The following is a 25,174-nucleotide window of genomic DNA, read 5'->3' as shown; positions in this document are numbered from 1 at the left end:
GACGCGCTGACCTAAGCGCATGGGGCGGGTATCAGGCAAAGCGGATGCTGGCAGGCTCTTAGAGCCGCTTGGAGCCGTGATCCGCGCCAGCCGTAAGAAGGTGGGACTATCTCAAGAGGCGCTTGCCGACGCGGCCGGTATCGACCGGTCCCACATGGGTAAGATTGAGCGCGGCGAGCGGAACGTCACGCTGCTGAACCTGTGCAGGATCGCCGCCGCCCTCGAAACCAAAGCGTCTGTCCTGTTAGGTGACGCTGGCTTGTGACGGCAACAAATCACCAACCATCGGTCGGCATCGTCTCATTGCGACAACAGTACGGCTCCAAACCGCGAACCTACGCGGAACCTACGCAGCACGCGGATAAGCCCCGTTGAGGGGTGGTTATCCGGTTCAATTCTTTTGTGATTTCTGGAGCGGGCGAAGGGATTCGAACCCTCGACCCCAACCTTGGCAAGGTTGTGCTCTACCCCTGAGCTACGCCCGCTCGGCGGATCGCGCCGCGTCTTGGCGGGCGATCAAGGTGGCGGGCGGTTAGCATGGGGTATCGGGCCCCGCAACCCCTTCCATCATGGGCTTGGCAGACTCGGCCGCCATCCCACATAGGGGCGCAACGAAAGCATCCGGAGGTGAAGAAGTGGCGACCCTTGGCATGAGTGCCGCCGAGCGCGAGGCGCTGGAGACGTTCAAGCAGGACGTGGTCGAGCCGTCGATGACGTCGCTCGTCATTCTCGATTTCTGGGCGGAATGGTGCGGCCCCTGCAAGCAGCTGACGCCGGTGCTGGAAAAAGTTGCCGCCGACTATGCCGACCGCGGCGTGAAGCTCGTCAAGATCAACGTCGACGAGCAGAAGATGATTGCCGCGCAGTTCCGCGTTCAGTCGATTCCCACCGTCTATGCAATCTTCCAGGGCCAGCTCGTTGCCGACCTGACACCTGCTCGTACCGAGGGGCAGCTTACCCGAACACTCGACCAGATCCTTGCCCAGCTGCCGGTCGAAGGCGAAGCGCAGCAGCTCGAAGCCCAGATTGAGCCGCTGATCGCCATGGGCGAGGAAGTGCTTGCCGGCGGCGACGCCGAACGTGCCGCCAACATCTTCCAGCAGATCCAGGAAATGGCGCCGGACAATGCCGAGGCGCTGTCCGGCCTCGCCCGCGCGCTCGTGGCGGCCGGAAGGCCGGATGAGGCGAAGGCTGTCCTGGATACCGCGCCAGAATCAATTGCCAACGATCCGGCAATCGCCAGAGCGCGTTCTGCGGTCGAACTGGCCAGCGTCGCGCCCGCCGGCGCCGACACTGCAGAGTTCGAGCAGCGCATCGCTGCCAATCCGAACGATCATGAGGCGCGCTACGAGCTTGCCGGTGCACTGATGGCGCGTGGCGACCGCGATGCAGCGGCCGATCAATTGTTCGAGATCATCGGCCGCGACCGCGAATGGAACGAGGGCGCGGCCCGGAAGCGCCTGCTCCAGTTCATGGAGGTGGTAGGCCTCGAAGATCCCTGGGCATCGGCGCAGCGCCGCCGTCTTTCGGCGATCCTCTTCACCTGATGCCGGAGGAGGCGCTCCTCCGTATTCCCGTTTTCCCGCTCGCTGGGGCGCTTCTGTTCCCGCGGAGCCAGCTTCCGCTTCACATCTTCGAGCCGCGCTACCGCGAGATGGTGCGGGACGCGCTCGCCGGCGATCAATTGATCGGCATGGTCCAGCCTAAGGACCATCTGGAGCCGCCGACCCTGTTCGACATCGGCTGCCTAGGCATGATCGTCGGATCGGAGGAGCTGGAGGACGGCCGGTTCAATATCGTGCTTCAGGGGATCACGCGCTTCCACATCTCCCGAGAGGCGCAGGTCGAAACCGCCTTTCGCCAAGTGGATGCGGACCGCTCCGCGTTCGACGACGAAGTGGACCCCGACCCGCTCGCCAGTATTCAGCGCGCCGAGCTGGAACGCGAATCGCGCCGCTATGCCGATGCGCTCGGCTATGCGGTCGATTGGGACGCGGTGTCGCGTCTGGACGACGAGATGCTGGTGAACGGCATCTGCCAGATCGCGCCGCTCGACATCAGTTCCAAGCAGGCGTTACTGGAGGCTGCCGACCTCACGACGCGCGCCGACCTCCTCGTTCAGTTCATGCAGTTCCAGCGCATGGCCCCTGGCGGCGCTGACGGGCCGGAGACACTGCAATGAGCCCGGCCTTCGACGAACGCCTGCTCGAAAAGTTGGTCTGCCCCGTCACCCGAGCGCCTCTCATCTATGACAAGGAGAGGCAGGAGCTTATCTCCGAAGCGGCAGGCGTCGCCTACCCGATCATCGACGGAACTGCGATCATGCTGATCGAGGAGGCGAGGCCGCTCAAGGGCGAGGATAGCGAAGATGGCGAATGATGAGGTTGCGGCCATATTCGATCCGACCGATCCCTATAATCGAGAAGCGCAGACCTTCCCGCAGCTGACCGTGGAGCAGGTGGAACGGATCTGCCCGTTCGGAAGGCTTGAGGACTTCCCGAAAGGCACGTTCCTCTTCCGGCGAGGCGAGAGGAGCGTCGATTTCTTCGTCGTCATGGAAGGATCGGTCGAGATCCTCAATTCCGGCACCGAGAGCCGCGACGACGTCATCCACGTCCATGCCGACCGGCAGTTCACGGGCGAGCTCGACCTGTTCAACGACCGCCAGATCCTCGTGGACGGGCGAACCGGCGCCGACAGCCGCATCATCCGCGTGAAGCGCCCGGATTTCCGCCGCCTCATCGAGGCGGAGCCGGATATCGGCGAGATCATCATGCGCGCCTTCATCCTGCGGCGCGTAGGCCTGATGCGATACGCACAAGGCGGCGTCGTGCTGATCGGTTCCGGCCGGAGCGGCGACACGCTCCGCATCCAGCGCTTCCTGTCGCGCAACGGCTACCCGCACCGGATGCTCGACACCGACGCCGATCCCGATGCGGAGGGCTTCGTGTCGTGCCTGGACCTCAGCGAGGATCAGCTTCCGGTCGTCGTGCTTCCGGAAAAGGCATTGCTTCGCAACCCGCCAACGCCGGAGCTTGCCGACGCGCTGGGGCTTACGGAAAGCTTCGACCCGGACCGCATTTACGACCTCACTGTGGTCGGCGCGGGGCCCGCCGGCCTCGCCGCAGCCGTCTACGGCGCGTCCGAGGGGCTGGATACGATAGTCGTGGAGGCGATGGCGCCGGGCGGCCAGGCCGGCACCAGCTCCCGCATCGAGAACTATCTCGGTTTTCCCACCGGAATATCGGGTCAGGCACTTGCCGGCCGAGCGCAGGTCCAGGCGCAGAAGTTCGGCGCCCGGCTGGCCATCTCCCGCCGGGCAATGGCGATCGACTGCGACGCCAGCCCTTATTGCATCACTTTGGAGGACGGGCAGCGCGTCGCCACCTATGCGATCGTGATCGCCACTGGCGCCCGCTATCGGACGCTCGATGTGCCAGATTACGACAAGTTCGAAGGCAAGGGCATTCATTATGCCGCCACGTGGATAGAGGGGAATCTCTGCGCCAACCAGGAGGTGATCGTCGTCGGCGGCGGCAATTCGGCCGGCCAGGCGGCCGTGTTCCTGTCGCAGCAGGCCGCCCATGTGCATGTGCTGGTGAGGGGCGAGGGGCTTGCCGCAACTATGTCCGACTATCTGATCCAACGGATCGGCGCTTCGCCGAAGATCAGCCTTCATGCCCATACCGAAATTACCGGGCTGGAAGGCGACCGGTTCCTGGAGCGGGTGACCTGGACGAACCGAAGGACGGGCGAAAGCGAGACGCGGCCGGTCGCAAACCTTTTTGTGATGATCGGCGCAGTGCCGAACACCGATTGGCTTGACGGTTGTGTTCCGCTCGATCGCGGCGGCTTCGTCGTCACCGGAAAGGACGGCGAGGGGATGGCGCTCTCCTCGCCTTACGTGACGGAGCGGCCCGGCATTTACGCGGTAGGCGATGTGCGCGCCGGGTCGACGAAGCGGGTGGCCTCGGGTGTCGGCGAAGGATCAGTCGTCGTGTCCGCCGTCCACCAATATCTGGCGGAGGTCAGGACTAGATTGTGAGGCCGCGGAGCAGCAGCGGCAGGTCGCCCGTTTCGCCGCGAGCTTCCGCCATCAGCCGGTCCTTCAACGGTCCGATCCGCTGCACCGCCCCCATGCCGAAGCGGCGGATGGCGGAGGCGGTGCGGCCTGGAATGCCGTAGAGGCGGGTAAGCCCGTCCGTCGCCGATGCAACCATGAAGGTGTCGAGGCTGCGCCAGCGTTCGTAGCGGGTGAGAAGCTGCGCATCGCCAAGGTCCATGCCAAGCCGAGCGCCCTCCACCAGCACCTGCGCCAACGCGGCGGCATCGCGAAAGCCGAGATTGAGACCCTGACCGGCGATAGGATGAATGCCGTGCGCTGCATCTCCTGCGAGCGCGAGGCGCTCGGCGGTGATGGTGGCGGCATGATGGAAGCCGAGTGGGTAACTCCAGCGAGGCCCCGCCGTGCCGACCTGCCCTAGGAAGCCGCCCATCCGCTTCTCGATCTCCTCCGCGATCGCCCGCTCCGGCAGATCGATGATCGCGGGCGCATCGTCCTTGTGCACCGACCAGACGATGGCGGAGCGGAAGAGGCCGTCCTCGCCCGGAAGCATCGGCAGGATAGCGAACGGCCCTGCCGGATAGAAAATCTCGTAAGCCACATTCTCGTGGCTGAGCTCGTGCGTCACCGTCGCAACGATGGCGACATGGTCGTAGCTCCAGCGCGCGAGCGGGATTTGGGCCGCCTGCCGCGTCGGCGAATTCCGTCCTTCCGCGCCGATAAGGAGAGGCGCCGTCACTACCCGACTATCCTCCAGTGCCACCCTCACGCCGGTGCCGTCCCGCACCACCTCCGCCGCCCGGCCGGGCATCAGCAAAGTCACATTCTCCGCCGCCATCGCACAACCACGGAGCGCGCCCCGAAGCCGCCGATTCTCGAACATCATGCCGAGCGGGTCGTCATCCAGCGGCGGCTCGAACAGCAACCCGCCCGGCTCCAGCCCGTCCGACACGCGGATAGCCCTGATGGGGCAGCCTTCGCCCTCCAGCCTCTCGGCGACTCCGATCGCCTCCAGCATCCGGTAGGACGCGCTGGCGACCGCCGTGGCCCGCCCGTCATAGGCGGGGGCAAGCTGCTTTTCGGGATCGGCGGGATCGACGACGATGCTGGAAAGGCCGTGACGGTCCAGCGCGACCGCGAGGGTCAGGCCAACCAGACCTCCGCCGAGGATGATGACGTCTGCGCGTTCCATGTCACTCCCTAACGATTTTCGTGCCCTAGCGATGCAGCGGGGCAACGCCAAGCGCTTGACCGGGGAGTCCCGCAGGGCGCATGAACGCATCAGCGGAACATTTGGGGCACGAAGTCATGGCTACATCGGCGCGAAAGAGCCGTCCGCCGCGGCTGACGGGCTGGCGCGAAGGCGTGAAGAAAGGCGCCAGGCGCTCGGGCAGTCTTATTGGCGGCCTCGCCGTAACCGCGGCAGCGATCCTGCTCCTCCTCGCGGTGGTCAGCTACCGCCCGAGCGATCCTTCGCTCAATACATCCGCAGCGGGTCCGGTGAACAACTGGATGGGCCAAAGCGGCGCGGTGGCATCGGACCTGCTGCTCAGCCTCTGGGGCGTTCCGGTCGGTCTCCTCATCCCCGTGATCCTAGTGCTTGGCCTCCGCTTGGCCCGCGGCGCCGACGTGGGACGCTGGGCCCGGTCCATCCTTCTCGCCCTTATCGGCATCACCTTGCTCGGAACTGCGGTCGGCTTGCTTGTAGGCGGGGCGGTGAATGGCCTTCCGGCCGGGTGGGGCGGAACCTTGGGCCTTTCACTCGCGAGGCTGATCGATCTCGGCATCGCCCAGATCGGCGAACCTGGCATTGCCGAACCGGTTCGCGTCGTGACGGTGGCGCTGCTCGGCTTCGGTGGGCTGCTGCTTTGGTTTCTCGGGCTCGGCCTCCGTCCAGAAGAGCGCGACTTCCTCTTCAAGCGCCGCGAACGTGCGCGCCTCGCCGTCTATCATGACGAGGATGAAGAGCTTGAGGAGCCGGAGGACCGGCCCGCACGCACGCCGATCATCACCGCGCCCGAACCGTCCCGCACCGTCATTGCCGACCGCGCCCGTCCCGATAAGGGCAAGAGGCCGCTAAGGGAGCGCCAGCCATCGCTTGCGCTTGGCGACAGCTACACCTTGCCGACGCTCGACCTTCTCACCCCGTCGCCGCCGCAGGCCGACACCAAGCTCGATAAGGCGGCGCTGGAGCGGAACGCCCGCTTGCTCGAATCCGTGCTCGACGACTTTTCGGTGAAGGGCGAGATCGTCGAAGTCCGGCCGGGGCCCGTGGTCACCATGTACGAGCTGGAGCCTGCGAGCGGCATCAAGGCGAGCCGCGTCATCCAGCTTGCCGACGACATTGCCCGCAACATGTCGGCTCTATCGGCCCGCGTCGCCACCATTCCGGGCCGCAGCGTCATCGGCATTGAGCTTCCCAACGCCAAGCGCGAAATGGTGTCGCTGTCGGAACTGATCGCGTCGGAAGCCTTCGAGGATCAGGTCGCCTCGCTGCCGCTCATCCTTGGCAAGAATATTGCGGGCGACCCGGTAGTCGCCGACCTGGCGCCGATGCCGCATCTGCTCGTCGCTGGCACCACCGGATCGGGCAAGTCGGTCGGCCTCAACTGCATGATCCTGTCGCTGCTCTATCGCCTGACGCCCGAGCAGTGCCGGATGATCATGATCGACCCGAAGATGCTGGAGCTCAGCATCTACGACGACATCCCGCACCTCCTCTCGCCGGTTGTGACCGAGCCGGCCAAGGCGATCCGCGCGCTCAAATGGACCGTCGAGCAGATGGAGGAGCGCTACCGCATGATGGCGTCGGTCGGCGTTCGCCAGCTTTCCTCCTTCAACGCCAAGGTGCGCGAGGCGAAGGCGAAGGGCCAGTCGCTCGGCCGCCGCGTCCAGACCGGCTACGATCCCGAAACCGGCCAGCCGAAGTACGAGAATGAGGAGCTGGACTACGACATCCTGCCGCAGATCGTGGTCGTGGTGGACGAGCTTGCCGACCTCATGATGACGGCGGGCAAGGAGGTCGAATTCCTGATCCAGCGCCTGGCGCAGAAGGCGCGCGCCGCGGGCATCCACCTCATCATGGCGACGCAGCGCCCCTCGGTGGACGTCATCACGGGCGTCATCAAGGCGAATCTGCCGACCCGTATCAGCTTCGCCGTCACCTCGAAGATCGACAGCCGCACGATCCTCGGCGAGCAGGGCGCCGAGCAGCTGCTCGGCAAGGGCGACATGCTCTACATGCCGGGCGGCAAGCAGATCGCCCGTGTCCACGGCCCCTTCGGATCCGACGAGGAAGTACGCGCCGTCGCCGATTTCTGGAAGGCGCAGGGCACGCCCGATTACATCCAGGCCGTCACCGAGGAGCCGGAGGATGGCGGCTACCTGTTCGAAGGCCAGCCATTGGGCGAAGACGATCCAGACAGCCAGCTCTACCGCAAGGCCATCCAGACAGTGGCGGAAAGCCAGAAGGCGTCCACCTCTTACATCCAGCGTCAGCTGCGCATCGGCTACAACAATGCGGCGCGCCTTATTGAGCGGATGGAAAAGGACGGGATCGTCTCCGCGCCTGACCATGTCGGCCGCCGCGAGGTGCTTGTGGACCCGGACGGACGGCCGATCTGAAGCCTGAACCTCAGGGAACCGGCCGGTTCAGTGGACATTAAAAGCGGCAGTTCCATATCCGTATCAAACGAACATCGGAGAAAACCCCATGAAGCGTCTCGCAACGCTCGCCCTTCTTGCAGCGCCGCTTACGGCCGCTGTCACGCTCGCCCCGGCTCCCGTCGCGGCGCAGGCCAATCCGCTGACGCAGGTGCAGTCGCACCTTCGCGCCGTCAGCACCATGACCGCTAATTTCACGCAGACCGACCGCCGCGGCCGTTCGATGAGCGGCAAGCTGTTCCTGAAGCGGCCCGGCAAGATCCGCTTTCAGTATGGCAACAACGTGCCGATGCTGGTGGTCGCGAATGGCCGCCACCTCACCTTCGTCGATTATCAGGTGAAGCAGGTGCAGAGCTGGCCGATCGGCAATTCGCCGCTCTCGGTGCTTTTGAACCCAAACCAGGACCTCTCGCGCTATGCGAAGGTTACGCAGAACGACGCCAGAGTGATCTCCGTCACCGCGCGCGATCCAAAGCGTCCGCAGTTCGGCCGCATCGCCATGGTCTTTTCGAAGGTGCCAAGCGCCCCTTCAGGCCTGATGCTGACCGGCTGGACGATGGTTGATGCGCAGAACAATCTCACTACCGTTCGCCTGTCCGACCAGCGCTTCAACGTCGCTGTCGCCGACAGCAACTTCAACTATGTTGATCCCCGCAAGAAGAAGTAGAAAACGGCCGAAAAAAGGCAGTTTCCATTCACCACTGGGTCAGGATGGAGACTCTATAACAAAGACTGCAATCGCGAATCCCTCTTCGGGTTTTCCCCCTGTTACCCGATCCGGATCCTTCGCGGTTGACCTCGCGTAGCAAAACGCTTGGTTGGCCCTCGCTCCACGCCCCCGGAGCGGGGGCCTAATCATGTCGGGCGCTTGCCTTGCTTCGCTCCGGCCCGGTACAGGCTTCTCATCATGTCTTCGCTCAAGATCGCTTCGTGGAACATCAATTCGGTGCGCGCGCGCCTCGTGATCGTCGAGCAGTTCCTGAAAGCCGAGCAGCCGGATATCCTTTGCCTTCAGGAAACGAAGGTCGTGGACGGGGATTTCCCTCGCGCCGTGTTCCATCGGCTCGGTTACAAGCACATCATGCTGTGCGGGCAGCGCATGCATCATGGCGTCGCGATCATCAGCCGCATTCCGATCACCGAGGACGACAGGTTCGACTGGCAAGACAACGGCGAGGCGCGCCACCTTGGCGTCAGGCTGGAATGCGGCATCCGGCTGGAGAATGTCTATGTGCCGGCGGGCGGCGATATCCCTGATCGTGACGTCAACCCGAAGTTCGGCCAGAAGCTCGACTTCATCGAGCGCATGACCCGCTGGTCGGAAGCGTGCAGGTGTCCGACACTGCTGGTCGGCGACTTCAATGTCGCTCCGCTCGAATGCGACGTCTGGAGCCACAAGCAGCTGTTGAACGTCGTCAGCCACACGCCAATTGAGGTGGAGGCGCTGACCAGGCTCCAGCAGAGCGGCGACTGGGTCGACCTCGGTCGGCACTTCCATCCGGCGCCGGGGCGGCTTCACACCTGGTGGAGCTACCGTTCGCCCGACTGGACCAAAAACGATCGCGGCCGCCGCCTCGACCATATGTGGGCGTCTAAGGACGTTGCTGCGCTCGCTGTCGCCCATCATGTCCACGAGACCTGCCGCAGCTGGGAGCGGCCATCGGACCACGTGCCGCTGGTCACCGAGTTCCGGATTTGAACGACGGGCGCGACGTCGCCCGCGCCATCGACGCGCTCCGCCGCGGCTGGCCGGTCCGCATCGACGGCACCGCCTTTCTGGCCGTGGAAACGGCGGATGAGGACTCGCTTCGGCAGTTCGACGAAGCTCGCGCCGCCGATATCCTCATCTCCGGCAACCGCGCTGTCACGCTGAAGCTCGCCAATCAGATAGAGGGCACGCCGACCGGGCCTGTGCTGGTTGCGCGCGCGCCCTGGATCGACTTAGCGGGCGCCACTGCAGTCGCCGACCCAGCGCTGGACCTTTCCCACCCGCTCAAGGGTCCCTTTCAAACGCTCGCCATCGAGGATCAGACCACCGCTGAAGCCGCGCTTCGCCTTGCCCGTCTCGCCGGGTTGCTTCCAGCCTTCTTCATGGGTGCGGCCGAAGCGGATGTGTGCGTGCCCTCTGCGGCCGTCAATGCAGCAGCGTCAGTGGCTAACGTTCGCATCGCCTCCCGTGCGAAATTGCCCACCGCCACCTCGGAAAAGGCGGAGATCGTTGCCTTCCGGACAGCCGACGATGCCTCGGAGCATGTCGCACTGCTGATCGGTGCGCCTTCGGGCCAGCCTCCGCTCGTTCGCCTGCACAGCGAGTGTCTGACGGGGGACGTGCTCGGCTCGCTAAAATGCGATTGCGGGCCGCAACTGAACGACGCCCTCGCCGCCATCTCCGCCTCCGGCTGGGGCATCCTCCTCTACCTGCGCCAGGAAGGGCGCGGGATCGGCCTCGTCAACAAGCTTCGCGCTTATGCGCTGCAGGATCAGGGCTTCGATACTGTGGACGCCAATCACCGGCTCGGCTTCGGCGACGACGAGCGGGATTTCGGCATTGCCGCAGCCATGCTTCGCGCCCTGGGGCAGGAAGAGGTGCGCCTTCTCACCAACAATCCGCGGAAGGTTGCCGGCCTTGAGGCGGCGGGCATCGGCGTTTCAGAGCAGGTTCCGCTGAAGAGCGGCAGCAATCCCTACAATCAGGCCTATCTCGACACGAAGCGGCTGCGGAGCGGCCACCAGCTCTAGACTGACGCCATGACGTCACGTTCCAGCCGCTCAAGGATTTCAGCCACTTCCCTATAGCTCCGCGCGACGTGATGCGCGCCTGCGGCCCGCACCTTCTCCTCATGTCCGTCGCGAATGTGCCGCGCGGCAAGCAGAGAGATAACAGTCATTCCCGCCGCTGCACCTGCCGCAACACCGATCGGATGATCCTCGATCACCAGGCATTCCGCTGGCTTGACGCCAAGCCGCTCTGCCGCCTGGAGGTAGACATCCGGATGCGGCTTCCCGCGCGGGATAGCCGCGCCGCTAATGATGTTGCCGGCGAAGAAGCGGGTGAAGCCGAGCCGCTCCACCATCTCTTCGAGCCAGCCCTGCTCACTTGAGGAGGCGATACCCAGCTTCCGGTGCGCTTGCGCTTCGAGGAACATCCCTATGCCCTCGATGGCAAGGATCTCGCCCACGCGTGCGGCGACAGCCTCGTCCACTGCCTTTCCGAGCGCGTCGGCGTCAAAACGTCGTGCCGCCGCTTCTTCGATCATCCGGTGGCACTCCGACCAGCGGTAGCCGGCATAACGATCAATCGCTTCTTCGGCGGTGACGGCATGGCCGAGATCCGTCAGAACATCGGCGAGTGCTGCATTGTAGATGATCTCGCTGTCGACAATGACGCCATCGAAATCGAAAATGATGGCCTTGAACCTTACTTGCGGCGGTCCGGGGGACCGCTGCCGTTCATGGCCATCTTTGAACCTCAGTGCCGCTCTCCGAACAGAGCCGTGCCGACGCGCACATGGGTGGCGCCGGTCATCACCGCAGTTTCATAGTCGCCCGACATGCCCATGCTGAGCCCGGGAAGGTCGTGCTGCCGGCCAAGCTTGGCGAGCAGCGCGAAATAGGGCGCGGGCTCCACATCGGCGGGCGGGATGCACATGAGGCCGGCCAGCGGCAAGCCCGCCGCCCGCGCCGCCTCAATCAGCCCGGGAAGCTCCGCCACCGCGCAGCCGCCCTTCCGCCGCTCTTCACCGATATTGATCTGGATGAAGCATTCGGGCCGTCGCCCCAGCTTCGACATCGCCTTGGCCAGCGCTTCCACCACGGAGGGCCGGTCGACGGAGTGGATGCTGTCGAACAAAGCGACCGCCTCTTCCGCCTTGTTGGACTGAAGCTGGCCGATCAGATGCAGGCGGAGGTCGGGAAAGCGTGTCCGGAGCTCGGGCCACTTCGCCTCCGCCTCCTGCACGCGATTCTCGCCGAAAACCCGCTGACCGGCCTCGATCAGCGGCAGGATCGCCCCGGCGTCATGCGTTTTAGACACTGCGATCAACGTGACGTCATTTGGCGACCGGCGCGCGAGACCCGCCGCTTTGGCGATATTGGCGCGGACAGCGGCGAGGCGTTCGGCAGGTGATCCCGTCATCGCGGCTGCTATAGGAGGCGCGATGGACCGCCGCCAGCCTCTCCCGCGCCTCTGGATGATGAGCGACGAGCGGCAGGGCGAAAGCCTGCTGCCGGCCCTCCGGCGCCTGCCGCCGGGTGCGGGCATCGTCTTTCGTCACTATTCCCTGCCTTCGGAGGAGCGGCGGGCGCTTTTCGATGAAGCTTTTACTATCGCCCGGGAAGTGGGCAGCATCATGCTGCTTGCAGCCCCTCCTGCCGTGGCGTTGGAATGGGGCGCCGACGGCAGCCACGGCTGGGAAGGCGCGGCAACCTCCGGCCTGCTCAGGAGCGTGTCAGTCCATGACGAAGCAGAAATGCTCACAGCGAACCGTTTCAGCGCTGATCTGGCGTTCGTCTCACCCGTTTTCGAAACGCGCTCCCACCCCGGAGCGGCAGTGCTGGGCATGAAGGAGCTCACGCGCCTCTCGACCAAGGCGCAGATGCCCGTGATCGCGCTCGGCGGCATGAATGCAGAGCGAGCGAAGCTGCTGGAAGGAACAGGAATCTACGGCTGGGCGGCGATCGACGCCTGGAGCGAAGCTTAGAAGCGGAACGCGGTGCCGATATAGACGGCCTGGCTGTCGCGGCGTTCGTCGACGAGCGGCTCGAGCCGCTCGCGCTGGATCTTGTAGCGGACGCCGCCGGTCAGATCGACGTTGCGCGCGATCGAATAGGAACCGCCGACATCGAGGGAGTAGCTCGCATCCGCGCCGACCAGGCGCTGCGCACCCTCGGCACGCTCGGCCGCGACCTTGACGCCGCCGCCGAATTTCTTGCCCGAATAGCTGAGGCCAAGCTCGGCGCCGCGGCGTGCGCCGGGAAGAACGCCATTCTCGATCTTCTCGAAGTCGCCAGCGACAGCGAAGCGCTTCCAGCCGACAGCAACGCCCAGATTATAGGCAGTCGGTGTGATTGCGGTGACGGCGGCGGCAGAAGCGCCGCTGGTCTTGACCTCGGCCGGCGTGCCGCGCGTCCGCACGGCGACGCGAACCGCCTTGCTCTTGTCCGGCGAGGCGGAAGGCGGCGTGAAGCGGAAGCTGCCGGTCGAGAAGCCCCGGCGCGCAAACTCTGCGGCCAGCCGCGGATCAGCAACGGATGGCGTGAAGGAGCTGACGATGTTCCGGCTGATCGACAGAGGCGCGCGCTTCGGCGCCTTTTCGCGTGAGGAAGCGGCGGCGAGCACAGGTGAAAGGGCGAGCGACAACGCGACAAGCGACACGCCTCCCAATCCGACCATTGCCCCCAGTTTCATCACTTCGTGCGACTCCGTAACGAACGGCATGTAGTGCTAATACGCACCGCCTTCCAGAAGGGGTTCAGGCAAAAGGCTCGAATCGCCAGAATATGTTGCATGTTCCCCACAGCGGGATGATAGCAGCGCCGCATGAACGGCGGCTTTCCGCGAGTCCCGCGCGAGAGACTGCTTGCCGCGCCGCCACGACAATCTATAACGGCAGGCGACTAGCGTTCAGTTTTTCGAGGATTTCAAATGGCCCGTGTTGCTTCCCTTGGTCTGGCCTTCGCCGCCGCCGTCACCCTTTCCGGCTGCCAGTTCATCCAGGAAGACATCAACAAGTCGCTTAATGCCTTGAGCGGCAAGGGCGATGCGCGCCAGCAGGCGGACCTTGCCGCCAGCCGCGTGACCACGATCGGCGTCAACGCCTATCTGTGGCAGGCGGCGCTCGACACGCTCTCCTTCGCGCCACTCGCCCAGACCGATTCGGCCGGCGGCGTGATCGTCACCGACTGGTATGCAAACCCAAGCTCGCCCGGCGAGCGGGTGAAGGTGACTGCCACCATTCTCGACCAGGATCTTCGCGCCGATGCGCTTCGCGTCGCCGCCTCGCGCCAGGTGATGCAGGGCGGCCAGTGGATCGAGGCCCCGGTCGCCGCCGCGACCGTTCAGAAGCTGGAGGAAATCATCCTCACTAAGGCGCGCGATCTTCGCCGGGCCGCCATCGCCGGCTAAAGGAGCCTTCCTTCATGGCTGCGCGCTTCAACCCGCTCGAGGCCGACGCGCACTGGCAGAAAGTCTGGGAGGAGCAGGGCTCCTTCCGCGCCTCCAACGACAGCGCCAAGCCCAGAAGCTACGTCCTCGAGATGTTCCCCTATCCTTCGGGGCGCATCCACATGGGCCACGTCCGCAACTATACGATGGGCGACGTGCTCGCCCGCTACCGGCGCATGCAGGGCTTCGAAGTGCTCCACCCGATGGGTTGGGACGCCTTCGGAATGCCGGCCGAGAATGCGGCGATGGAGAAGAAGGTCCATCCCGGCGAATGGACCAGGGCCAATATCGCCACCATGCGCGGGCAGCTGAAGCGGCTCGGGTTTGCGCTAGATTGGAGCCGCGAGCTCGCCACCTGTGAGCCCGATTATTACGGGCATGAGCAGGCGCTGTTCCTCGACCTCTATGAAGCCGGTCTCGTCTACCGCAAGCAGAGCGAGGTGAACTGGGATCCGGTCGACATGACCGTGCTTGCCAACGAGCAGGTGATCGACGGCCGCGGCTGGCGCTCCGGCGCCCTCGTCGAGCGGCGCAAGCTTAGCCAGTGGTTCCTGAAGATCACCGACTTTGCCGAGGAACTGCTAGACGGCCTCGGAACGCTGGATCAGTGGCCGGACAAGGTACGGCTGATGCAGGAAAACTGGATCGGCAAGAGCCAGGGCCTCCGCTTCCGCTTCAGGCTGACCCAGGAAGCCGCCGGAATGGGCGAGCTCGAGGTCTTCACCACCCGCCCCGACACCATTTTCGGGGCAAGCTTCGCCGCCGTCTCCCCAGATCACCCGATCGCACTGGCGCTGGCTGATAGGGATTCGGCCGCGGCCGAATTCATTGCAGAATGCAAGCGAGGCGGTACGACGGCGGCCGAGCTGGAAACTGCGGAAAAGAAGGGCTTCGACACTGGCATCAAGGTCGTCCACCCGCTCGACAGCGAGTGGACTCTGCCACTCTACATCGCGAATTTTGTGCTGATGGATTACGGCACCGGCGCCGTCTTCGGGGTGCCCGGGCACGACCAGCGCGACTACGAATTCGCCAGCAAATACGGTCTGCCGATCAACCGCGTTGTCGCAGCCTCGGCCGAGGAGGCGAGCGAGCCGATCGGAAGCGAGGCGGAGACAGGCGGCGGCGTGATCGTCAATTCGCGCTTCCTCGATGGAATGGAGGTCGAGGCTGCCAAGGCCGAAGTGATCCGCCGCGCCGAAAGCGAGGGCTGGGGCAAAGGCACCACCGTCTGGCGGCTTCGCGACTGGGGCGTCTCCCGCCAGCGTTACTGGGGCACGCCCATTCCCATCATCCATTGCGAGGCATGCGGCCCAGTTGGCGTGCCGAAGGACCAGCTTCCAGTGGTGCTGCCGGAGGATGTGACCTTCGACGTTCCAGGCAACCCGCTCGATCGCCACCCGAGCTGGAAGCACGTATCTTGCCCCCGCTGCGGCGCGGCGGCGGTGCGCGAAACCGACACGCTCGACACGTTCGTCGATTCCAGCTGGTACTTCATCCGCTTCGCCAGCCAGCCCGGCCACCAGCCGTTCGAAAAGGCGGATGCGGAAAAATGGCTGCCCGTCGGCCAGTATATCGGCGGCGTCGAGCATGCGATCCTGCACCTTCTCTACGCCCGCTTCTGGACTCGCGCACTGAAGCGGATCGGCCGTCTTGATATCGAGGAGCCGTTCAAGGGTCTCTTCACCCAGGGCATGGTCACGCACGAAACCTACCGCGCTGGCGACGGCAGCTGGCTCTCGCCCGACGAGGTGAAGCGGGACGGCGACGATTGGGTGCACTTCGAAAGTGGCAAGCCGGTCGAGGTTGGCCGCGTCGAGAAGATGTCCAAATCCAAGAAGAACACGGTCGATCCGGAGCCGATCGTCGACCAATATGGCGCGGACGCCGTGCGCTGGTTCATGCTGTCCGACAGCCCGCCCGAGCGCGATCTTCCTTGGAGCGAGGCGGGGATCGAGGGCGCCTGGCGCTTCGTGCAGCGCCTGTGGCGCATGGCCGCTGACGAGCAGAGCGGCCAAGGCGAGGATAAGGCGCTTGCCCGGAAGCTCCACCAGACCATTGCCGCCGTCGCCGCCAACATAGAATCGCTCGCCTTCAACAAGGCGGTGGCGAACATCTACGAACTGGCGAACGCCATCGAAAAGGCGCCCCCATCCGCCACGCGCGGTCAAGCGGTCGAAACCCTGCTCCTCCTCGTCGCGCCCATGGTGCCGCACCTCGCCGAACAGGCATGGGCCGCACTCGGCCGCGAAAACCTCATCGCCGATGCTGCCTGGCCGGAGGTCGATCCCACCTTGCTGGTCGAAGATGAAGTCACCATCGCCGTGCAGATAAACGGCAAGCTCCGCGACACGCTCACTGCCCCCAAGGGCGCTCCGAAGGAAACTCTGGAGGAAATGGCGCTCGCGTCCGAGAAGATCGTCCGCGTTCTTGACGGCAAGCCGCCGCGGAAGGTCATCGTGGTGCCGGACCGACTGGTGAACCTCGTCGCATGATCCGCACCGCCCTCCTCCCCTTGCTTCTTGTCCTGAGCGGCTGCGGCCTACGCCCGCTCTACGGTGGCGGTGCGGCGGGGCCGGTGGCGCAGACGCTCCAATCTGTCTCTGTGGCACCCATCGAAGGCCGCGCCGGCTGGCTGGTGCGAACGGCGTTAGAGGACCGGCTCGGTGACGCCACCCCTGCCGATCCGCGCTACCGGCTCGAAGTCGAACTGGACGACGATATCAGCGGCTTCGGCATCCGCTCCGACGATGCCGTCACGCGCGAAAGGCGCACCCTCCGCGCCCGCTATCGCCTCGTCGATGCGCAGGTCGGCACCACGCTTCTTGATGCCACCGCCGGGTCCGACGCCGGAATCGACGTGGTAAGCTCCGAATATGCCACGGTCGCCGCCGAACAGACCGCGCTCGAGCGCCTCGCCAAGGAAGTTGCCGACCAGATCGTCGCGCGCGTCGCGCTTTACGCCTCGCGCACCCAGAACGGGCGGTGAAGGCAAGCCGCCAGCAAGTCGAGCGGGCGCTCCGTTCGCCGTCCGATACCCGCTTCTTCCTGCTTCACGGTCCTGACGAGGCGGGCTCCCGCGCCCTGGCAAGAATCCTTGGTGACGCCATGGGGGCTGAGGCCGAACGCGTGGAGCTAAGCGGCGCCGAACTGAAGAGCGATCCTGCGCGTCTCGCCGATGAAGCTGCCTCAATCTCCCTGTTCGGCGGCGCCCGCTACATCCTTGTCGACGCCAATGGCGATGAAGTCACTGCAGCGGTTGAGGCGCTGCTTGAGGCGCCCGCCGCCAGCAATCCCGTCGCAATTATCGCCGGTGCGCTAAAGCCGGCGTCAAGGCTGCTGAAGCTCGCTCTCGCGGAACCCTCCGCCCTCGCCTTCGCCAGCTATGTCCCCGAAGGGCGCGAGGCCGACCAGATGGTGCTGGAGATGGGGCGCAGCCAAGGCGTCAACATGCGCCCTGACATCGCCCGCCGCATCGCTGAGGCTGCCGGCGGCAACCGCGCGGTCGTCGAGCTGGAGCTCGCCAAATTCGGGCTTTTCCTCGATGCCGCGCCCGAACGGCCGCGCGAGCTGGATCATGACGTCGTCGACCTGCTCGGCGCGGCAAGTGAAGGCGGCGACCTCGGGCGTTTGGTGGACAGTGTCAGCGGCGGCGATGCCGAGACGCTTCAGGCGGAGCTTCTGCGGCTCCGGAGCGAGGGCATCGAGGGCATTCCCCTGATCCGCGCGGTTCTCCGCCGTATGGCATTGCTGGCGAGGCTTCGGGCGGAGGTTGAACGGGGCAACAGCGTTTCTGCCGTCATGACGTCACAGGGCAAAGCCATATTCTGGAAGGAAAAGGATGCTGTCTCTCAGCAGCTTAGCCGCTGGCGCTCCGATCTGCTCGTAAAGGGTATGGGGCGGCTCCTGGAGGCGGAGCGGCAGGTGAAGGCGTCAGGCGCGCTTGGCGCTGTTGCCGTGGACGAGGAGCTGTTCGCCATCTGCCGCCAGGCAGCGCGGCTGCGGTAGAGGCTAGAGATTTGTGACAGACGAGCACCCGTGCTCGCCCGTTTCAAATCTTCTCGCCGCTGAGGCGCTGACAGATCATGTCGAGCTGGTCGAGCGTCGAATAGCTCAGCGTCACGCTTCCGCCCGTCGGTGCATGGCTGATCTTCACCTTGAGGCCGAGAATATCCCCAAGCTGTCGCTCCAGCGCCTCAATGTCCGCGCTCGATCCTTTATATTCGATCGGCGGCTCGTCCACCTTGCGCGGCTTCGCATCCTTGGCGAGCTTCTCGGTCTCGCGAACGGAAAGGCCGCGCTTCACGACCTCTTCCGCAAGCGCGGCGGGGTCGGAGGCGGTGACCAGCGCCCTAGCGTGACCCATGCTGAGATCGCCCGATGCGACGAGACCGCGCACGGCGGGAGGAAGATCAAGCAACCTCAACAGGTTGGCGACATGGCTCCGCGACTTGTGGACAAGCTTGCCAAGCTCTTCCTGCGTATGGCCGAACTCGTCGATCAGGCGCTTATAGGCTTCGGCTTCCTCGATCGCGTTGAGGTCCTGCCGCTGAATATTCTCGACGATCGCGATCTCGAGCGTTTCGACATCGTCGAGCGCACGGACGATGACCGGCACTTCATGCAGCTGCGCCTTCTGCGCAGCGCGCCAACGCCGCTCGCCGGCCACGATCTGGTAGCGGCCGTTATGCGGCCGGACGACGATCGGCTGGATCAGCCCGCGCGACTGAATCGATCCGGCAAGCTCGGTCAGCGCCGCCTCGTCGAAGTGGCGCCGCGGCTGATCGGGGCGCGGCTCAAGGCTGGCCACCGGCAGCATCTGGATGCTCCCTCGCGGATTGCCGGAAAGCGGCGCCTCCTGCGCCACCTCCCCCAGAAGTGAAGAAAGGCCGCGGCCGAGACCTGTCGGGCGGCGGCGCTGTTCGTCGCTCATGCAGCCACCGCAGGCTTGGGCAGACGGTCGATCAGCTCACGCGCAAGGGCGATGTATGCCTCGGAACCGGGACAGCGCATATCGTAGATGAGCGCGGGAATGCCGTGACTCGGGGCCTCCGAGAGGCGGACGTTGCGCGGAATGACCGTATTGAAGACGGTCGCGCCGAGGCAGGCCTTCACATCCTCAGCAACCTGCGCCGACAGATTGTTGCGCCGGTCGTACATGGTAAGCGCGACGCCGAGGATCGACAGCTCCGGATTGAAGCGGGCGCGGACCCGCTCCACCGTCTGCAGAAGCTGGCTTAGCCCCTCCAGCGCAAAGAATTCCGCCTGAAGCGGGACGAGAATGGACTGTGCGGCGGCAAGTGCGTTGATCGTCAGAAGCCCCAGTGAGGGCGGACAATCGATCAGGCACACGTCCCAGCGTGCCGAAGCGCCCTCGTTCAGGGCTTTGTCGAGCCGGTGCGTCCGTTGCTCATATTCGACGAGCTCTATTTCGGCTCCGGAAAGATCCACGGTGGAGGCGACGAGATCGAGCCGCGGCACTCGGGTGGCGATTACCGCCTCTGCAAGGCTGCACTCGCCTGTAAGCAACTCGTAGCTTGAGCGCACTCGCTGCGCCTGATCCACGCCCAAGCCGGTCGATGCATTGCCTTGCGGATCGAGGTCTACCAGCAGCACCTTCAGGCCGGTCGCGGCAAGCGCCGTGGCAAGATTGATTGCGGTCGTCGTTTTGCCGACACCACCCTTCTGATTGGCAACTGCTATCCGGATCATCGCGCGCCGCTCCCCTTCCCTGAGCCCTTTGGCCTCACCCGTTCCGCCACGATGATCTGGGCATCGTGGTCGGTGAGGCTCTGCTCGAGCCGGAAGTCACCCTGCCATGAAGATCGAACCGCATCCAGTTCGGCCGCCGCATTTCGTCCCTTCGGCAGCACCCACCGACTCTTTTCTGTGGAAAAGCGTGTTCCGACGGTGAGCAGCTTATCGAGCGGCGCGAAGGCGCGCGCGCTGATCACGTCGAAAGGCTCAGCAGACATATGCTCGACTTTGGACCCCACGACCCGCGTTGTTGTGCCAAGGCCGAGCTCTTCAACGGCCATTTCGAGAAATTCTATTCGTCGTCTCCGCTCTTCCACCAACGTTACATGACCCGAATGCAACAGAGCGACGATTATTCCGGGCAGACCAGGACCTGTCCCAAGATCTATCCAACTTGCATCAGGATTGGGCGAAAATCGCAAAAGCTGCGCAGAATCGAGTATATGACGATTCCAAAGCGAGCCTAATGTTCCACGTGAAACAAGGTTTTGCCGCTCATTCTCTTGGGCCAAAAGAGCGGCAAATCGCTCCAGCCGCTCAAGTGTTTCACGTGAAACATTATAGTCGGTAACGAGACGCTCCCGGGCAGCAGCTTCATCCATTCAGGCAGCGGCGCGACGTGAATGAACGAGGATTGCCGCAAGCGCCGCCGGAGTTACGCCGCGGATGCGGCTAGCCGCTCCGAGCGTTGAGGGGCGCGCTACACTGAGTCGCTCAACCATCTCATTTGAGAGACCCGCCACTGCTGCATAATCAAGATCAGCGGGAATTCGCACCGCCTCATCTGCGCGCAGTTTCACAATCTCTGCCTGCTGGCGCGCGACATAGGGTGCGTACCGATGATCCTGTATCGCCTCCTCCAGCTCGCGCAAGTTGCGCCCCCTCAGTTCCGGCGCGACCCGGAGCAGACCTTCGGCGTCGAGTTCCGGGAAACGCAGCCATTCCGCGAGCGATCGCCTGACGCCATCTTCACGAACTGCGACCCCGACGTTAGAGAGCTGCGCGGCGGTAACCAGCCTCGTGAGAGCGTCTTCTACTGCCTTCCGCTCCGCGCGAGATGCTTCGAAGGCTCGCGTCCGCTCCTCGGAAACGCAGCCGGCATCTATTGCCTTTGGCGTCAGCCTCGCATCGGCATTATCCGCGCGAAGACGCAGCCGATATTCCGCACGGGCCGTCAGCATGCGGTAAGGTTCGGTGACACCCTGAAGAACAAGGTCGTCCACCATTACCCCTATATAGGAGTCACTCCGGTCGAAGATGATGGGCGCCCGACCCGCCACTGCAGCGGCCGCATTGACGCCGGCGACCAGTCCTTGTGCCGCAGCCTCCTCATAGCCGGTTGTGCCGTTGATCTGGCCGGCTAGATAAAGCCCCTCCACATCGCGAACCTGCAGCGTCGGCTCAAGAATACGTGGATCGACATAGTCATATTCGACAGCATAGCCGGGCTTTACGATTTCCGCCCGCTCGAGACCGGCCATAGACCGCACTATCGCAAGCTGCACATCTTCCGGCAGGGAGGTGGAGATACCGTTGGGATAGACGAGACGGTCGTCCAGCCCCTCCGGCTCCAGGAAGATCTGGTGCCCATCCCGATCACCGAACCGGTGCACCTTATCCTCGATGGAGGGGCAGTAACGCGGCCCCACGCCGCTAATCTCCCCCGCAAAAAGCGGTGAGCGGTCGAGCGAAGCGAGGATGATCTCGTGGGTATTCTGGTTGGTACGGGTGATGGCGCAGAAGAGCTGCGGCGCCACACGTCCGCCGCTGAGCGACGACATAGTCCAGTCGCCGTCATCTGATGGTTGCCGCTCAAGTGCGCCCCAGTCGATGGTGCGACCGTCCAGCCGCGGCGGCGTCCCCGTCTTGAGGCGGGCCAGAGGAAGCTCAAGCTCCTTGAGCTGCTCCGCCAACGCGGTCGCAGCGCGCTCGCCCACGCGCCCGCCGGCGCAGCTCGTCATGCCGAAATGGAGCTTTCCGCCGAGGAACGTGCCAGTAGCCAGCACCACCGCTGCTGAAGTCAGCTTCTGCCCGTCACCAAGTTCCACCCCCGTGACCGTCCGGCCATTCAGGCGGAGCGAGGTAACCTCTCCCTCGATGATTGTGAGACCCGGCTCCGCGTCGATCAGAGCATGAATAGCGGACTTGAAGCGCCGCCTGTCAGCCTGCACTCGCGGCCCACGCACCGCGGCACCTTTGCTTGCATTGAGCATGCGGTAATGGATGGCGGCATGATCCGCAGCGCGAGCGATAAGGCCGTCGAACGCGTCCACCTCCCGCACCAGATGGCCCTTGCCGAGGCCACCGATCGCCGGGTTGCAGGACATCGCCCCGATCGCATCACGGGAGAAGCTGACCAAGGCCACCGATGCGCCCATGCGTGCTGCCGCGGCAGCCGCTTCCAAGCCCGCATGTCCGCCACCTACGACGATGATATCGAAGCTGCCGCTCATGTTTGTCCGCTAGGCTCGGGTGCCGCCGCTGTCAAAATGTTCCACGTGGAACACCTCACTTCCCGATACAGAACGTCCCAAATAGCGCGTCTAGCATGTCCTCAACCCCGGCGCGGCCGGTAATCCGATCGAGCGCCAGCCGCGCCTGCCGCAGTGCCTCGGAGGTCACGATAAGATCATGCGCCTCCCGTGCCTCTTCAAGCGCCTGCACAGCCTCAAGGATTTGTCGCCGGTGCCGGCGATTGAGAGCCACCTCACCCTCCTGAGGCAGAAGGTCGCCCGCTCTCTGCCGCAGCATGGCGGTGAGCTCATCCAGCCCCTCTCCAGTGACAGCAGAAACGGCAATATCCTCTGGTCCGCGATTTTGATCGAGATCAGCCTTGGATTTGACGGCGATGACATTCCCCGGGGGCCTTTCCGCCAAGTCTCCCAACCACAGAACCAAATCGGCCTCGGCAAGCCTCTCGCGAGCGCGGGCCACGCCAATCACCTCCACCTCATCACCGCTTTCTCTTAGGCCGGCAGTATCGGTGAGGAGGAACGGAACCCCGCCCAAAGCGGTAGGAGCCTCCACCACGTCGCGCGTAGTTCCCTCAACTGGAGAGGTAATAGCCGCCTCCCTTCCCGCTAAAGCATTGAGTAAAGTAGATTTTCCGGCGTTGGGAGGCCCGGCGATCACAACCCGAACACCCTCTCTTAACCGCTCACTTGGCGGCCGCTCCAGCAGCGCCCTAATCTCGGCCACAAGGTCGCAGAGCGCACCCCTCCACCCGGAGGAGAGCTCCGCTTCCACATCGTCCTCGTCCGAAAAGTCGAGTGCCGCCTCCACTTGAGCTGCTAAAGCGAGGATCTGGCGCTGCCATTCCTCTATTCTGCGGCTGAGAGCGCCGCCCGCCATGGCGAGCGCCGAACGCCTCTGCCCCTCCGTCTCCGCCATCAGCAGGTCGGACAAACCCTCCGCCTCCGTCAGGTCTATCCGCCCATTCTCGAACGCGCGGCGTGTGAATTCCCCCGGCTCCGCTTGGCGCAGCTCCTCGAAATCCGAGAGTTGCGACAGCACCGCGGCAACGACGGAGCGACCGCCATGAAGGTGCAATTCCGCCAGATCCTCGCCCGTCGCGCTGGCAGGTCCAGGAAACCAGAGCAGGAGCGCCCGGTCCAACATCTCACCGGTATCCGGCTCCTTTAGCGTCCGCAGCGTTGCCACCCGCGGCTCCGGTAAGCGCCCGCCGAGCCGCACCAGCGCCTCACGCGCATGTGGGCCGCTGATCCGCACCACCGCGATCGCTGCGGGCGGACTGCCGGAAGAAAGAGCGAAAATTGTGTCTGGCGTCACCTCTTGCCGCTCATCTGGCCAAGCATGTCGCTCCACATCTTCATTCCCGCCTCCCCCATCGGCGCCCAATTCTTCATCATCTCCCCCATGACGTCGGGGCTAAGACCGTCCGCCATCATCGCCTTCATCTTCTCGACATAGACGTCATGAACGCTGCTAAGATCGGGGAGGCCCATGAAGCGCCGCGCTTCTTCGGGCGTGCAGTCTATATCGACGGTGACTTTCATGGGGCGAGGCTCCTTGGCTTGCTCGCCCGCGTTATGTTTATAGATGCGCAAGGCTGCAAGCCGGAGAGGGAGAGAGAGGATGATCGAAGTCGAGACGCTGGAAGGCGGTGCACGTTTCAACGCCTATATGGCCGAGCCGAAAGGCAGGCCCCGCGCCGCCATTGTCGTCATCCAGGAGATCTTTGGCGTCAACGCCGGCATCCGGCAGAAGTGCGACAAATGGGCGGAGGCAGGCTATCTCGCGCTTGCGCCCGACCTCTTCTTCCGCCTCGGGCCGGGGGTAGAGCTCGATCCAGACGTTGAGCCTGAATTCAAGCAGGCGCTGGAGCTGATGGGCCGCTTCGACCAGGATCAAGGCGTTCGCGACATCGAAGCCACGATCAACGAAGCGCGGCACCAGCTTGTAAATGGCGGAAAAGTGGGCTGCGTTGGCTACTGCCTTGGCGGTCGGCTTGCCTTCATGACGTCAACTCGCACCGATGTTGATGCGAGCGTCGGCTATTATGCCGTCGGTCTCGACAACATCCTTCATGAGAAGGAGAGGATCAGGAAGCCGCTAATGCTCCACATTGCTGGCGACGACGGTTTCGTCCCGCCCGAGGTGCAGCGAAAGATGCACGAAGCGCTGGACGACCACCCGGCGGTGACGCTGCACGATTATCCTGGCGAGAATCACGGCTTCGCGGCCGAGATGGGCAAGCGTAGAAGCGAAGCGGCCGCCCGGCTGGCGGACCAGCGGACGGCCGAATTCTTCGAGCGCAACCTAGGCTAGGCGAAGAGTGTGCCCAGGCCCACTTGAGGGTCAATGTAGCCTTCGTAGACCATCTTGATCGCCACATAGACGATCACGGCCAAGCCGATCCACGCGATCCAGCGATAGCGCTCGATATACTTGGCGAGGATGTTGGCGGCGACGCCCATCAGCGCCACGGCGAGCAGCAGACCGATGATCAGGATGCCGGGATGCTCGCGCGCCGCGCCGGCCACGGCCAGAACATTGTCGAGGCTCATCGAAACGTCAGCGACGGCGACGGCCCAAGCGGCCGCGGCGAAGCTTTTGGCCGGCTTTAGGCCGCTATCCTCGTCGCCTTCGATTTCAGGAGATCCACCCGACTGACCAGAATGCTTCAGCTCGCGCCACATCTTCCAGCTTACCCAGAGGAGGAGGAGGCCGCCCGCAAAGGTGAGGCCGACGATCTGCATCAGCTGCGTAACCACGAGCGCGAAGGCGATGCGGAGCACCAGAGCCGCGATAATGCCGATAAGGATGACCTTGCGGCGCTGCTCCGGCGGAAGGCCAGCGGCCAAGGCGCCGACGACGATGGCGTTGTCGCCCGCCAGCATGATGTCGATCATCAGCACCTGGCCGAAGACGACCCAAGCATCGGCGGTGTTGAGCTTCGAAAAATCCGTGACGATGGCGTCCCAGATGCCGCCAATCCCCAAGGGTACGGCACCGGCGGAAGCGGAAATAGTCAGCAGGAAGTCGATCATGATGTGCCCCCGAACGCC

Annotated in this window: 26 protein-coding genes and 1 tRNA gene; 15 read left to right on the top strand and 12 right to left on the bottom strand. The window is 64.3% G+C overall.

The annotated features are described in order from the left end of the window. Positions 1-76 precede the first annotated feature (76 nt). Positions 77-265, top strand: a complete 189-nt coding sequence (locus tag VGD10_RS05245; protein WP_331039747.1) for a helix-turn-helix transcriptional regulator — start codon at positions 77-79, stop codon at positions 263-265. 145 nt (positions 266-410) lie between these two features. On the opposite strand, the gene VGD10_RS05240 is transcribed toward VGD10_RS05245, so the two are convergent. Then, positions 411-485: transfer RNA gene (locus VGD10_RS05240), tRNA-Gly, on the bottom strand. A 150-nt stretch (positions 486-635) separates the two neighbouring features. Here VGD10_RS05240 and VGD10_RS05235 point away from each other — a divergent pair. From VGD10_RS05235 to VGD10_RS05220, 4 genes are read left to right on the top strand one after another with little or no spacing between them, the layout of a single operon-like run. Beyond that, positions 636-1,547 carry a tetratricopeptide repeat protein gene (locus tag VGD10_RS05235; protein ID WP_331039746.1) on the top strand — a complete coding sequence of 304 codons (912 nt, stop codon included), beginning with the start codon at positions 636-638 and terminating at the stop codon, positions 1,545-1,547. Then, positions 1,547-2,182, top strand: a complete 636-nt coding sequence (locus VGD10_RS05230; protein WP_331039745.1) for an LON peptidase substrate-binding domain-containing protein — start codon at positions 1,547-1,549, stop codon at positions 2,180-2,182. Before VGD10_RS05235 ends, VGD10_RS05230 begins: the two co-directional genes overlap by 1 nt. After that, positions 2,179-2,379: a Trm112 family protein gene (locus tag VGD10_RS05225; RefSeq protein ID WP_331039744.1), complete on the top strand. Its 201-nt coding sequence runs from the start codon at positions 2,179-2,181 to the stop codon at positions 2,377-2,379. Before VGD10_RS05230 ends, VGD10_RS05225 begins: the two co-directional genes overlap by 4 nt. Further along, the gene (locus tag VGD10_RS05220) at positions 2,369-4,045 is read left to right on the top strand and encodes an FAD-dependent oxidoreductase (protein WP_331039743.1); all 1,677 of its coding nucleotides are present in this window, start codon (positions 2,369-2,371) and stop codon (positions 4,043-4,045) included. Before VGD10_RS05225 ends, VGD10_RS05220 begins: the two co-directional genes overlap by 11 nt. On the opposite strand, the gene VGD10_RS05215 is transcribed toward VGD10_RS05220, so the two are convergent. Then, entirely contained in the window at positions 4,035-5,255 is a 1,221-nt protein-coding gene (locus tag VGD10_RS05215; RefSeq protein ID WP_331039742.1) for an FAD-dependent monooxygenase, read from the bottom strand. The two genes, VGD10_RS05220 and VGD10_RS05215, sit on opposite strands and share 11 nt — an antisense overlap. Before the next feature lie 116 nt (positions 5,256-5,371). On the opposite strand from VGD10_RS05215, the gene VGD10_RS05210 reads away from it, so the two are divergent. The 4 genes from VGD10_RS05210 (at position 5,372) to ribA (ending at position 10,465) form a co-directional block, all read left to right on the top strand. Next, positions 5,372-7,687 carry an FtsK/SpoIIIE family DNA translocase gene (locus VGD10_RS05210; RefSeq protein WP_331039741.1) on the top strand — a complete coding sequence of 772 codons (2,316 nt, stop codon included), beginning with the start codon at positions 5,372-5,374 and terminating at the stop codon, positions 7,685-7,687. A gap of 88 nt (positions 7,688-7,775) precedes the next feature. Then, positions 7,776-8,393: an outer membrane lipoprotein carrier protein LolA gene (locus VGD10_RS05205; protein ID WP_331039740.1), complete on the top strand. Its 618-nt coding sequence runs from the start codon at positions 7,776-7,778 to the stop codon at positions 8,391-8,393. 240 nt (positions 8,394-8,633) lie between these two features. After that, on the top strand, positions 8,634-9,425 hold the full coding sequence (locus VGD10_RS05200) for an exodeoxyribonuclease III (protein WP_331039739.1): 792 nt from the start codon (positions 8,634-8,636) through the stop codon (positions 9,423-9,425). Continuing rightward, complete coding sequence (gene ribA, locus VGD10_RS05195; protein ID WP_331039738.1) at positions 9,422-10,465, top strand: GTP cyclohydrolase II; 1,044 nt, start codon at positions 9,422-9,424, stop codon at positions 10,463-10,465. The genes VGD10_RS05200 and ribA overlap by 4 nt, the downstream gene beginning before the upstream one ends. Here the strand turns inward: ribA and VGD10_RS05190 are convergent. Both VGD10_RS05190 and VGD10_RS05185 read right to left on the bottom strand, forming a co-directional pair. Next, positions 10,462-11,130: an HAD family phosphatase gene (locus VGD10_RS05190; RefSeq protein WP_331039770.1), complete on the bottom strand. Its 669-nt coding sequence runs from the start codon at positions 11,128-11,130 to the stop codon at positions 10,462-10,464. The genes ribA and VGD10_RS05190 overlap by 4 nt on opposite strands. 65 nt (positions 11,131-11,195) lie before the next feature. Next, positions 11,196-11,861: a YggS family pyridoxal phosphate-dependent enzyme gene (locus VGD10_RS05185; RefSeq protein WP_331039737.1), complete on the bottom strand. Its 666-nt coding sequence runs from the start codon at positions 11,859-11,861 to the stop codon at positions 11,196-11,198. 22 nt (positions 11,862-11,883) lie between these two features. On the opposite strand from VGD10_RS05185, the gene VGD10_RS05180 reads away from it, so the two are divergent. Continuing rightward, on the top strand, positions 11,884-12,426 hold the full coding sequence (locus VGD10_RS05180) for a thiamine phosphate synthase (RefSeq protein WP_331039736.1): 543 nt from the start codon (positions 11,884-11,886) through the stop codon (positions 12,424-12,426). On the opposite strand, the gene VGD10_RS05175 is transcribed toward VGD10_RS05180, so the two are convergent. Further along, positions 12,423-13,133: a porin gene (locus VGD10_RS05175; protein WP_331039735.1), complete on the bottom strand. Its 711-nt coding sequence runs from the start codon at positions 13,131-13,133 to the stop codon at positions 12,423-12,425. The genes VGD10_RS05180 and VGD10_RS05175 overlap by 4 nt on opposite strands. Before the next feature lie 237 nt (positions 13,134-13,370). Between VGD10_RS05175 and VGD10_RS05170 the strand changes: the two genes are divergently transcribed. Genes VGD10_RS05170 through holA form a run of 4 tightly spaced genes read left to right on the top strand, consistent with a single transcriptional unit; the run spans position 13,371 to position 17,897 of the window. Then, positions 13,371-13,850 carry a DUF3576 domain-containing protein gene (locus tag VGD10_RS05170; protein ID WP_331039734.1) on the top strand — a complete coding sequence of 160 codons (480 nt, stop codon included), beginning with the start codon at positions 13,371-13,373 and terminating at the stop codon, positions 13,848-13,850. A 14-nt stretch (positions 13,851-13,864) separates the two neighbouring features. Next, complete coding sequence (leuS, locus tag VGD10_RS05165) at positions 13,865-16,384, top strand: leucine--tRNA ligase (protein WP_331039733.1); 2,520 nt, start codon at positions 13,865-13,867, stop codon at positions 16,382-16,384. Then, positions 16,381-16,878 carry an LPS assembly lipoprotein LptE gene (gene lptE / locus VGD10_RS05160; RefSeq protein ID WP_331039732.1) on the top strand — a complete coding sequence of 166 codons (498 nt, stop codon included), beginning with the start codon at positions 16,381-16,383 and terminating at the stop codon, positions 16,876-16,878. The genes leuS and lptE overlap by 4 nt, the downstream gene beginning before the upstream one ends. Then, entirely contained in the window at positions 16,875-17,897 is a 1,023-nt protein-coding gene (gene holA / locus VGD10_RS05155) for a DNA polymerase III subunit delta (RefSeq protein ID WP_331039731.1), read from the top strand. Before lptE ends, holA begins: the two co-directional genes overlap by 4 nt. 43 nt (positions 17,898-17,940) lie before the next feature. On the opposite strand, the gene VGD10_RS05150 is transcribed toward holA, so the two are convergent. Genes VGD10_RS05150 through VGD10_RS05125 form a run of 6 tightly spaced genes read right to left on the bottom strand, consistent with a single transcriptional unit; the run spans position 17,941 to position 23,662 of the window. Beyond that, the gene (locus tag VGD10_RS05150) at positions 17,941-18,822 is read right to left on the bottom strand and encodes a ParB/RepB/Spo0J family partition protein (protein ID WP_331039730.1); all 882 of its coding nucleotides are present in this window, start codon (positions 18,820-18,822) and stop codon (positions 17,941-17,943) included. Beyond that, positions 18,819-19,601 carry a ParA family protein gene (locus tag VGD10_RS05145; RefSeq protein WP_331039729.1) on the bottom strand — a complete coding sequence of 261 codons (783 nt, stop codon included), beginning with the start codon at positions 19,599-19,601 and terminating at the stop codon, positions 18,819-18,821. The genes VGD10_RS05150 and VGD10_RS05145 overlap by 4 nt, the downstream gene beginning before the upstream one ends. Then, the gene (gene rsmG, locus VGD10_RS05140) at positions 19,598-20,248 is read right to left on the bottom strand and encodes a 16S rRNA (guanine(527)-N(7))-methyltransferase RsmG (protein ID WP_331039728.1); all 651 of its coding nucleotides are present in this window, start codon (positions 20,246-20,248) and stop codon (positions 19,598-19,600) included. Before rsmG ends, VGD10_RS05145 begins: the two co-directional genes overlap by 4 nt. Then, positions 20,249-22,099, bottom strand: a complete 1,851-nt coding sequence (gene mnmG / locus VGD10_RS05135; protein WP_331039727.1) for a tRNA uridine-5-carboxymethylaminomethyl(34) synthesis enzyme MnmG — start codon at positions 22,097-22,099, stop codon at positions 20,249-20,251. Positions 22,100-22,154: 55 nt separating this feature from the next. Next, positions 22,155-23,435, bottom strand: a complete 1,281-nt coding sequence (gene mnmE / locus VGD10_RS05130; protein ID WP_331039726.1) for a tRNA uridine-5-carboxymethylaminomethyl(34) synthesis GTPase MnmE — start codon at positions 23,433-23,435, stop codon at positions 22,155-22,157. After that, positions 23,432-23,662 (bottom strand): DUF6489 family protein, encoded by a 231-nt coding sequence (locus tag VGD10_RS05125; RefSeq protein WP_331039725.1) that lies wholly within the window; start codon positions 23,660-23,662, stop codon positions 23,432-23,434. The genes mnmE and VGD10_RS05125 overlap by 4 nt, the downstream gene beginning before the upstream one ends. 79 nt (positions 23,663-23,741) lie before the next feature. Here VGD10_RS05125 and VGD10_RS05120 point away from each other — a divergent pair, with 79 nt between their 5' ends. Next, complete coding sequence (locus tag VGD10_RS05120; protein ID WP_331039724.1) at positions 23,742-24,434, top strand: dienelactone hydrolase family protein; 693 nt, start codon at positions 23,742-23,744, stop codon at positions 24,432-24,434. Here the strand turns inward: VGD10_RS05120 and VGD10_RS05115 are convergent. Next, complete coding sequence (locus VGD10_RS05115; RefSeq protein ID WP_331039723.1) at positions 24,431-25,156, bottom strand: TerC family protein; 726 nt, start codon at positions 25,154-25,156, stop codon at positions 24,431-24,433. The genes VGD10_RS05120 and VGD10_RS05115 overlap by 4 nt on opposite strands. Between the last annotated feature and the right edge of the window lie 18 nt (positions 25,157-25,174).

The organism is Allosphingosinicella sp., assembly GCF_036402135.1.
In the GTDB taxonomy this organism is placed as follows: Bacteria; Pseudomonadota; Alphaproteobacteria; order Sphingomonadales; family Sphingomonadaceae; genus Allosphingosinicella.
Note: the sequence above shows the minus strand (reverse complement) of the source record. Positions and strands in the feature narration are given on the sequence as shown.

What these genes read in the sequence shown, in the direction of transcription:
- VGD10_RS05215 (WP_331039742.1), bottom strand. Translation starts at nt 5,255, where the DNA reads ATGGAACGCGCAGACGTCATCATCCTCGGCGGAGGTCTGGTTGGCCTG.
- lptE (WP_331039732.1), top strand. Translation starts at nt 16,381, where the DNA reads ATGATCCGCACCGCCCTCCTCCCCTTGCTTCTTGTCCTGAGCGGCTGC.
- mnmG (WP_331039727.1), bottom strand. Translation starts at nt 22,099, where the DNA reads ATGAGCGGCAGCTTCGATATCATCGTCGTAGGTGGCGGACATGCGGGC.
- VGD10_RS05200 (WP_331039739.1), top strand. Translation starts at nt 8,634, where the DNA reads ATGTCTTCGCTCAAGATCGCTTCGTGGAACATCAATTCGGTGCGCGCG.
- rsmG (WP_331039728.1), bottom strand. Translation starts at nt 20,248, where the DNA reads ATGGATGAAGCTGCTGCCCGGGAGCGTCTCGTTACCGACTATAATGTT.
- VGD10_RS05210 (WP_331039741.1), top strand. Translation starts at nt 5,372, where the DNA reads ATGGCTACATCGGCGCGAAAGAGCCGTCCGCCGCGGCTGACGGGCTGG.
- VGD10_RS05145 (WP_331039729.1), bottom strand. Translation starts at nt 19,601, where the DNA reads ATGATCCGGATAGCAGTTGCCAATCAGAAGGGTGGTGTCGGCAAAACG.
- VGD10_RS05175 (WP_331039735.1), bottom strand. Translation starts at nt 13,133, where the DNA reads ATGAAACTGGGGGCAATGGTCGGATTGGGAGGCGTGTCGCTTGTCGCG.
- VGD10_RS05220 (WP_331039743.1), top strand. Translation starts at nt 2,369, where the DNA reads ATGGCGAATGATGAGGTTGCGGCCATATTCGATCCGACCGATCCCTAT.
- VGD10_RS05180 (WP_331039736.1), top strand. Translation starts at nt 11,884, where the DNA reads ATGGACCGCCGCCAGCCTCTCCCGCGCCTCTGGATGATGAGCGACGAG.
- VGD10_RS05125 (WP_331039725.1), bottom strand. Translation starts at nt 23,662, where the DNA reads ATGAAAGTCACCGTCGATATAGACTGCACGCCCGAAGAAGCGCGGCGC.
- VGD10_RS05150 (WP_331039730.1), bottom strand. Translation starts at nt 18,822, where the DNA reads ATGAGCGACGAACAGCGCCGCCGCCCGACAGGTCTCGGCCGCGGCCTT.
- VGD10_RS05205 (WP_331039740.1), top strand. Translation starts at nt 7,776, where the DNA reads ATGAAGCGTCTCGCAACGCTCGCCCTTCTTGCAGCGCCGCTTACGGCC.
- leuS (WP_331039733.1), top strand. Translation starts at nt 13,865, where the DNA reads ATGGCTGCGCGCTTCAACCCGCTCGAGGCCGACGCGCACTGGCAGAAA.
- VGD10_RS05120 (WP_331039724.1), top strand. Translation starts at nt 23,742, where the DNA reads ATGATCGAAGTCGAGACGCTGGAAGGCGGTGCACGTTTCAACGCCTAT.
- VGD10_RS05225 (WP_331039744.1), top strand. Translation starts at nt 2,179, where the DNA reads ATGAGCCCGGCCTTCGACGAACGCCTGCTCGAAAAGTTGGTCTGCCCC.
- VGD10_RS05170 (WP_331039734.1), top strand. Translation starts at nt 13,371, where the DNA reads ATGGCCCGTGTTGCTTCCCTTGGTCTGGCCTTCGCCGCCGCCGTCACC.
- VGD10_RS05115 (WP_331039723.1), bottom strand. Translation starts at nt 25,156, where the DNA reads ATGATCGACTTCCTGCTGACTATTTCCGCTTCCGCCGGTGCCGTACCC.
- VGD10_RS05185 (WP_331039737.1), bottom strand. Translation starts at nt 11,861, where the DNA reads ATGACGGGATCACCTGCCGAACGCCTCGCCGCTGTCCGCGCCAATATC.
- VGD10_RS05230 (WP_331039745.1), top strand. Translation starts at nt 1,547, where the DNA reads ATGCCGGAGGAGGCGCTCCTCCGTATTCCCGTTTTCCCGCTCGCTGGG.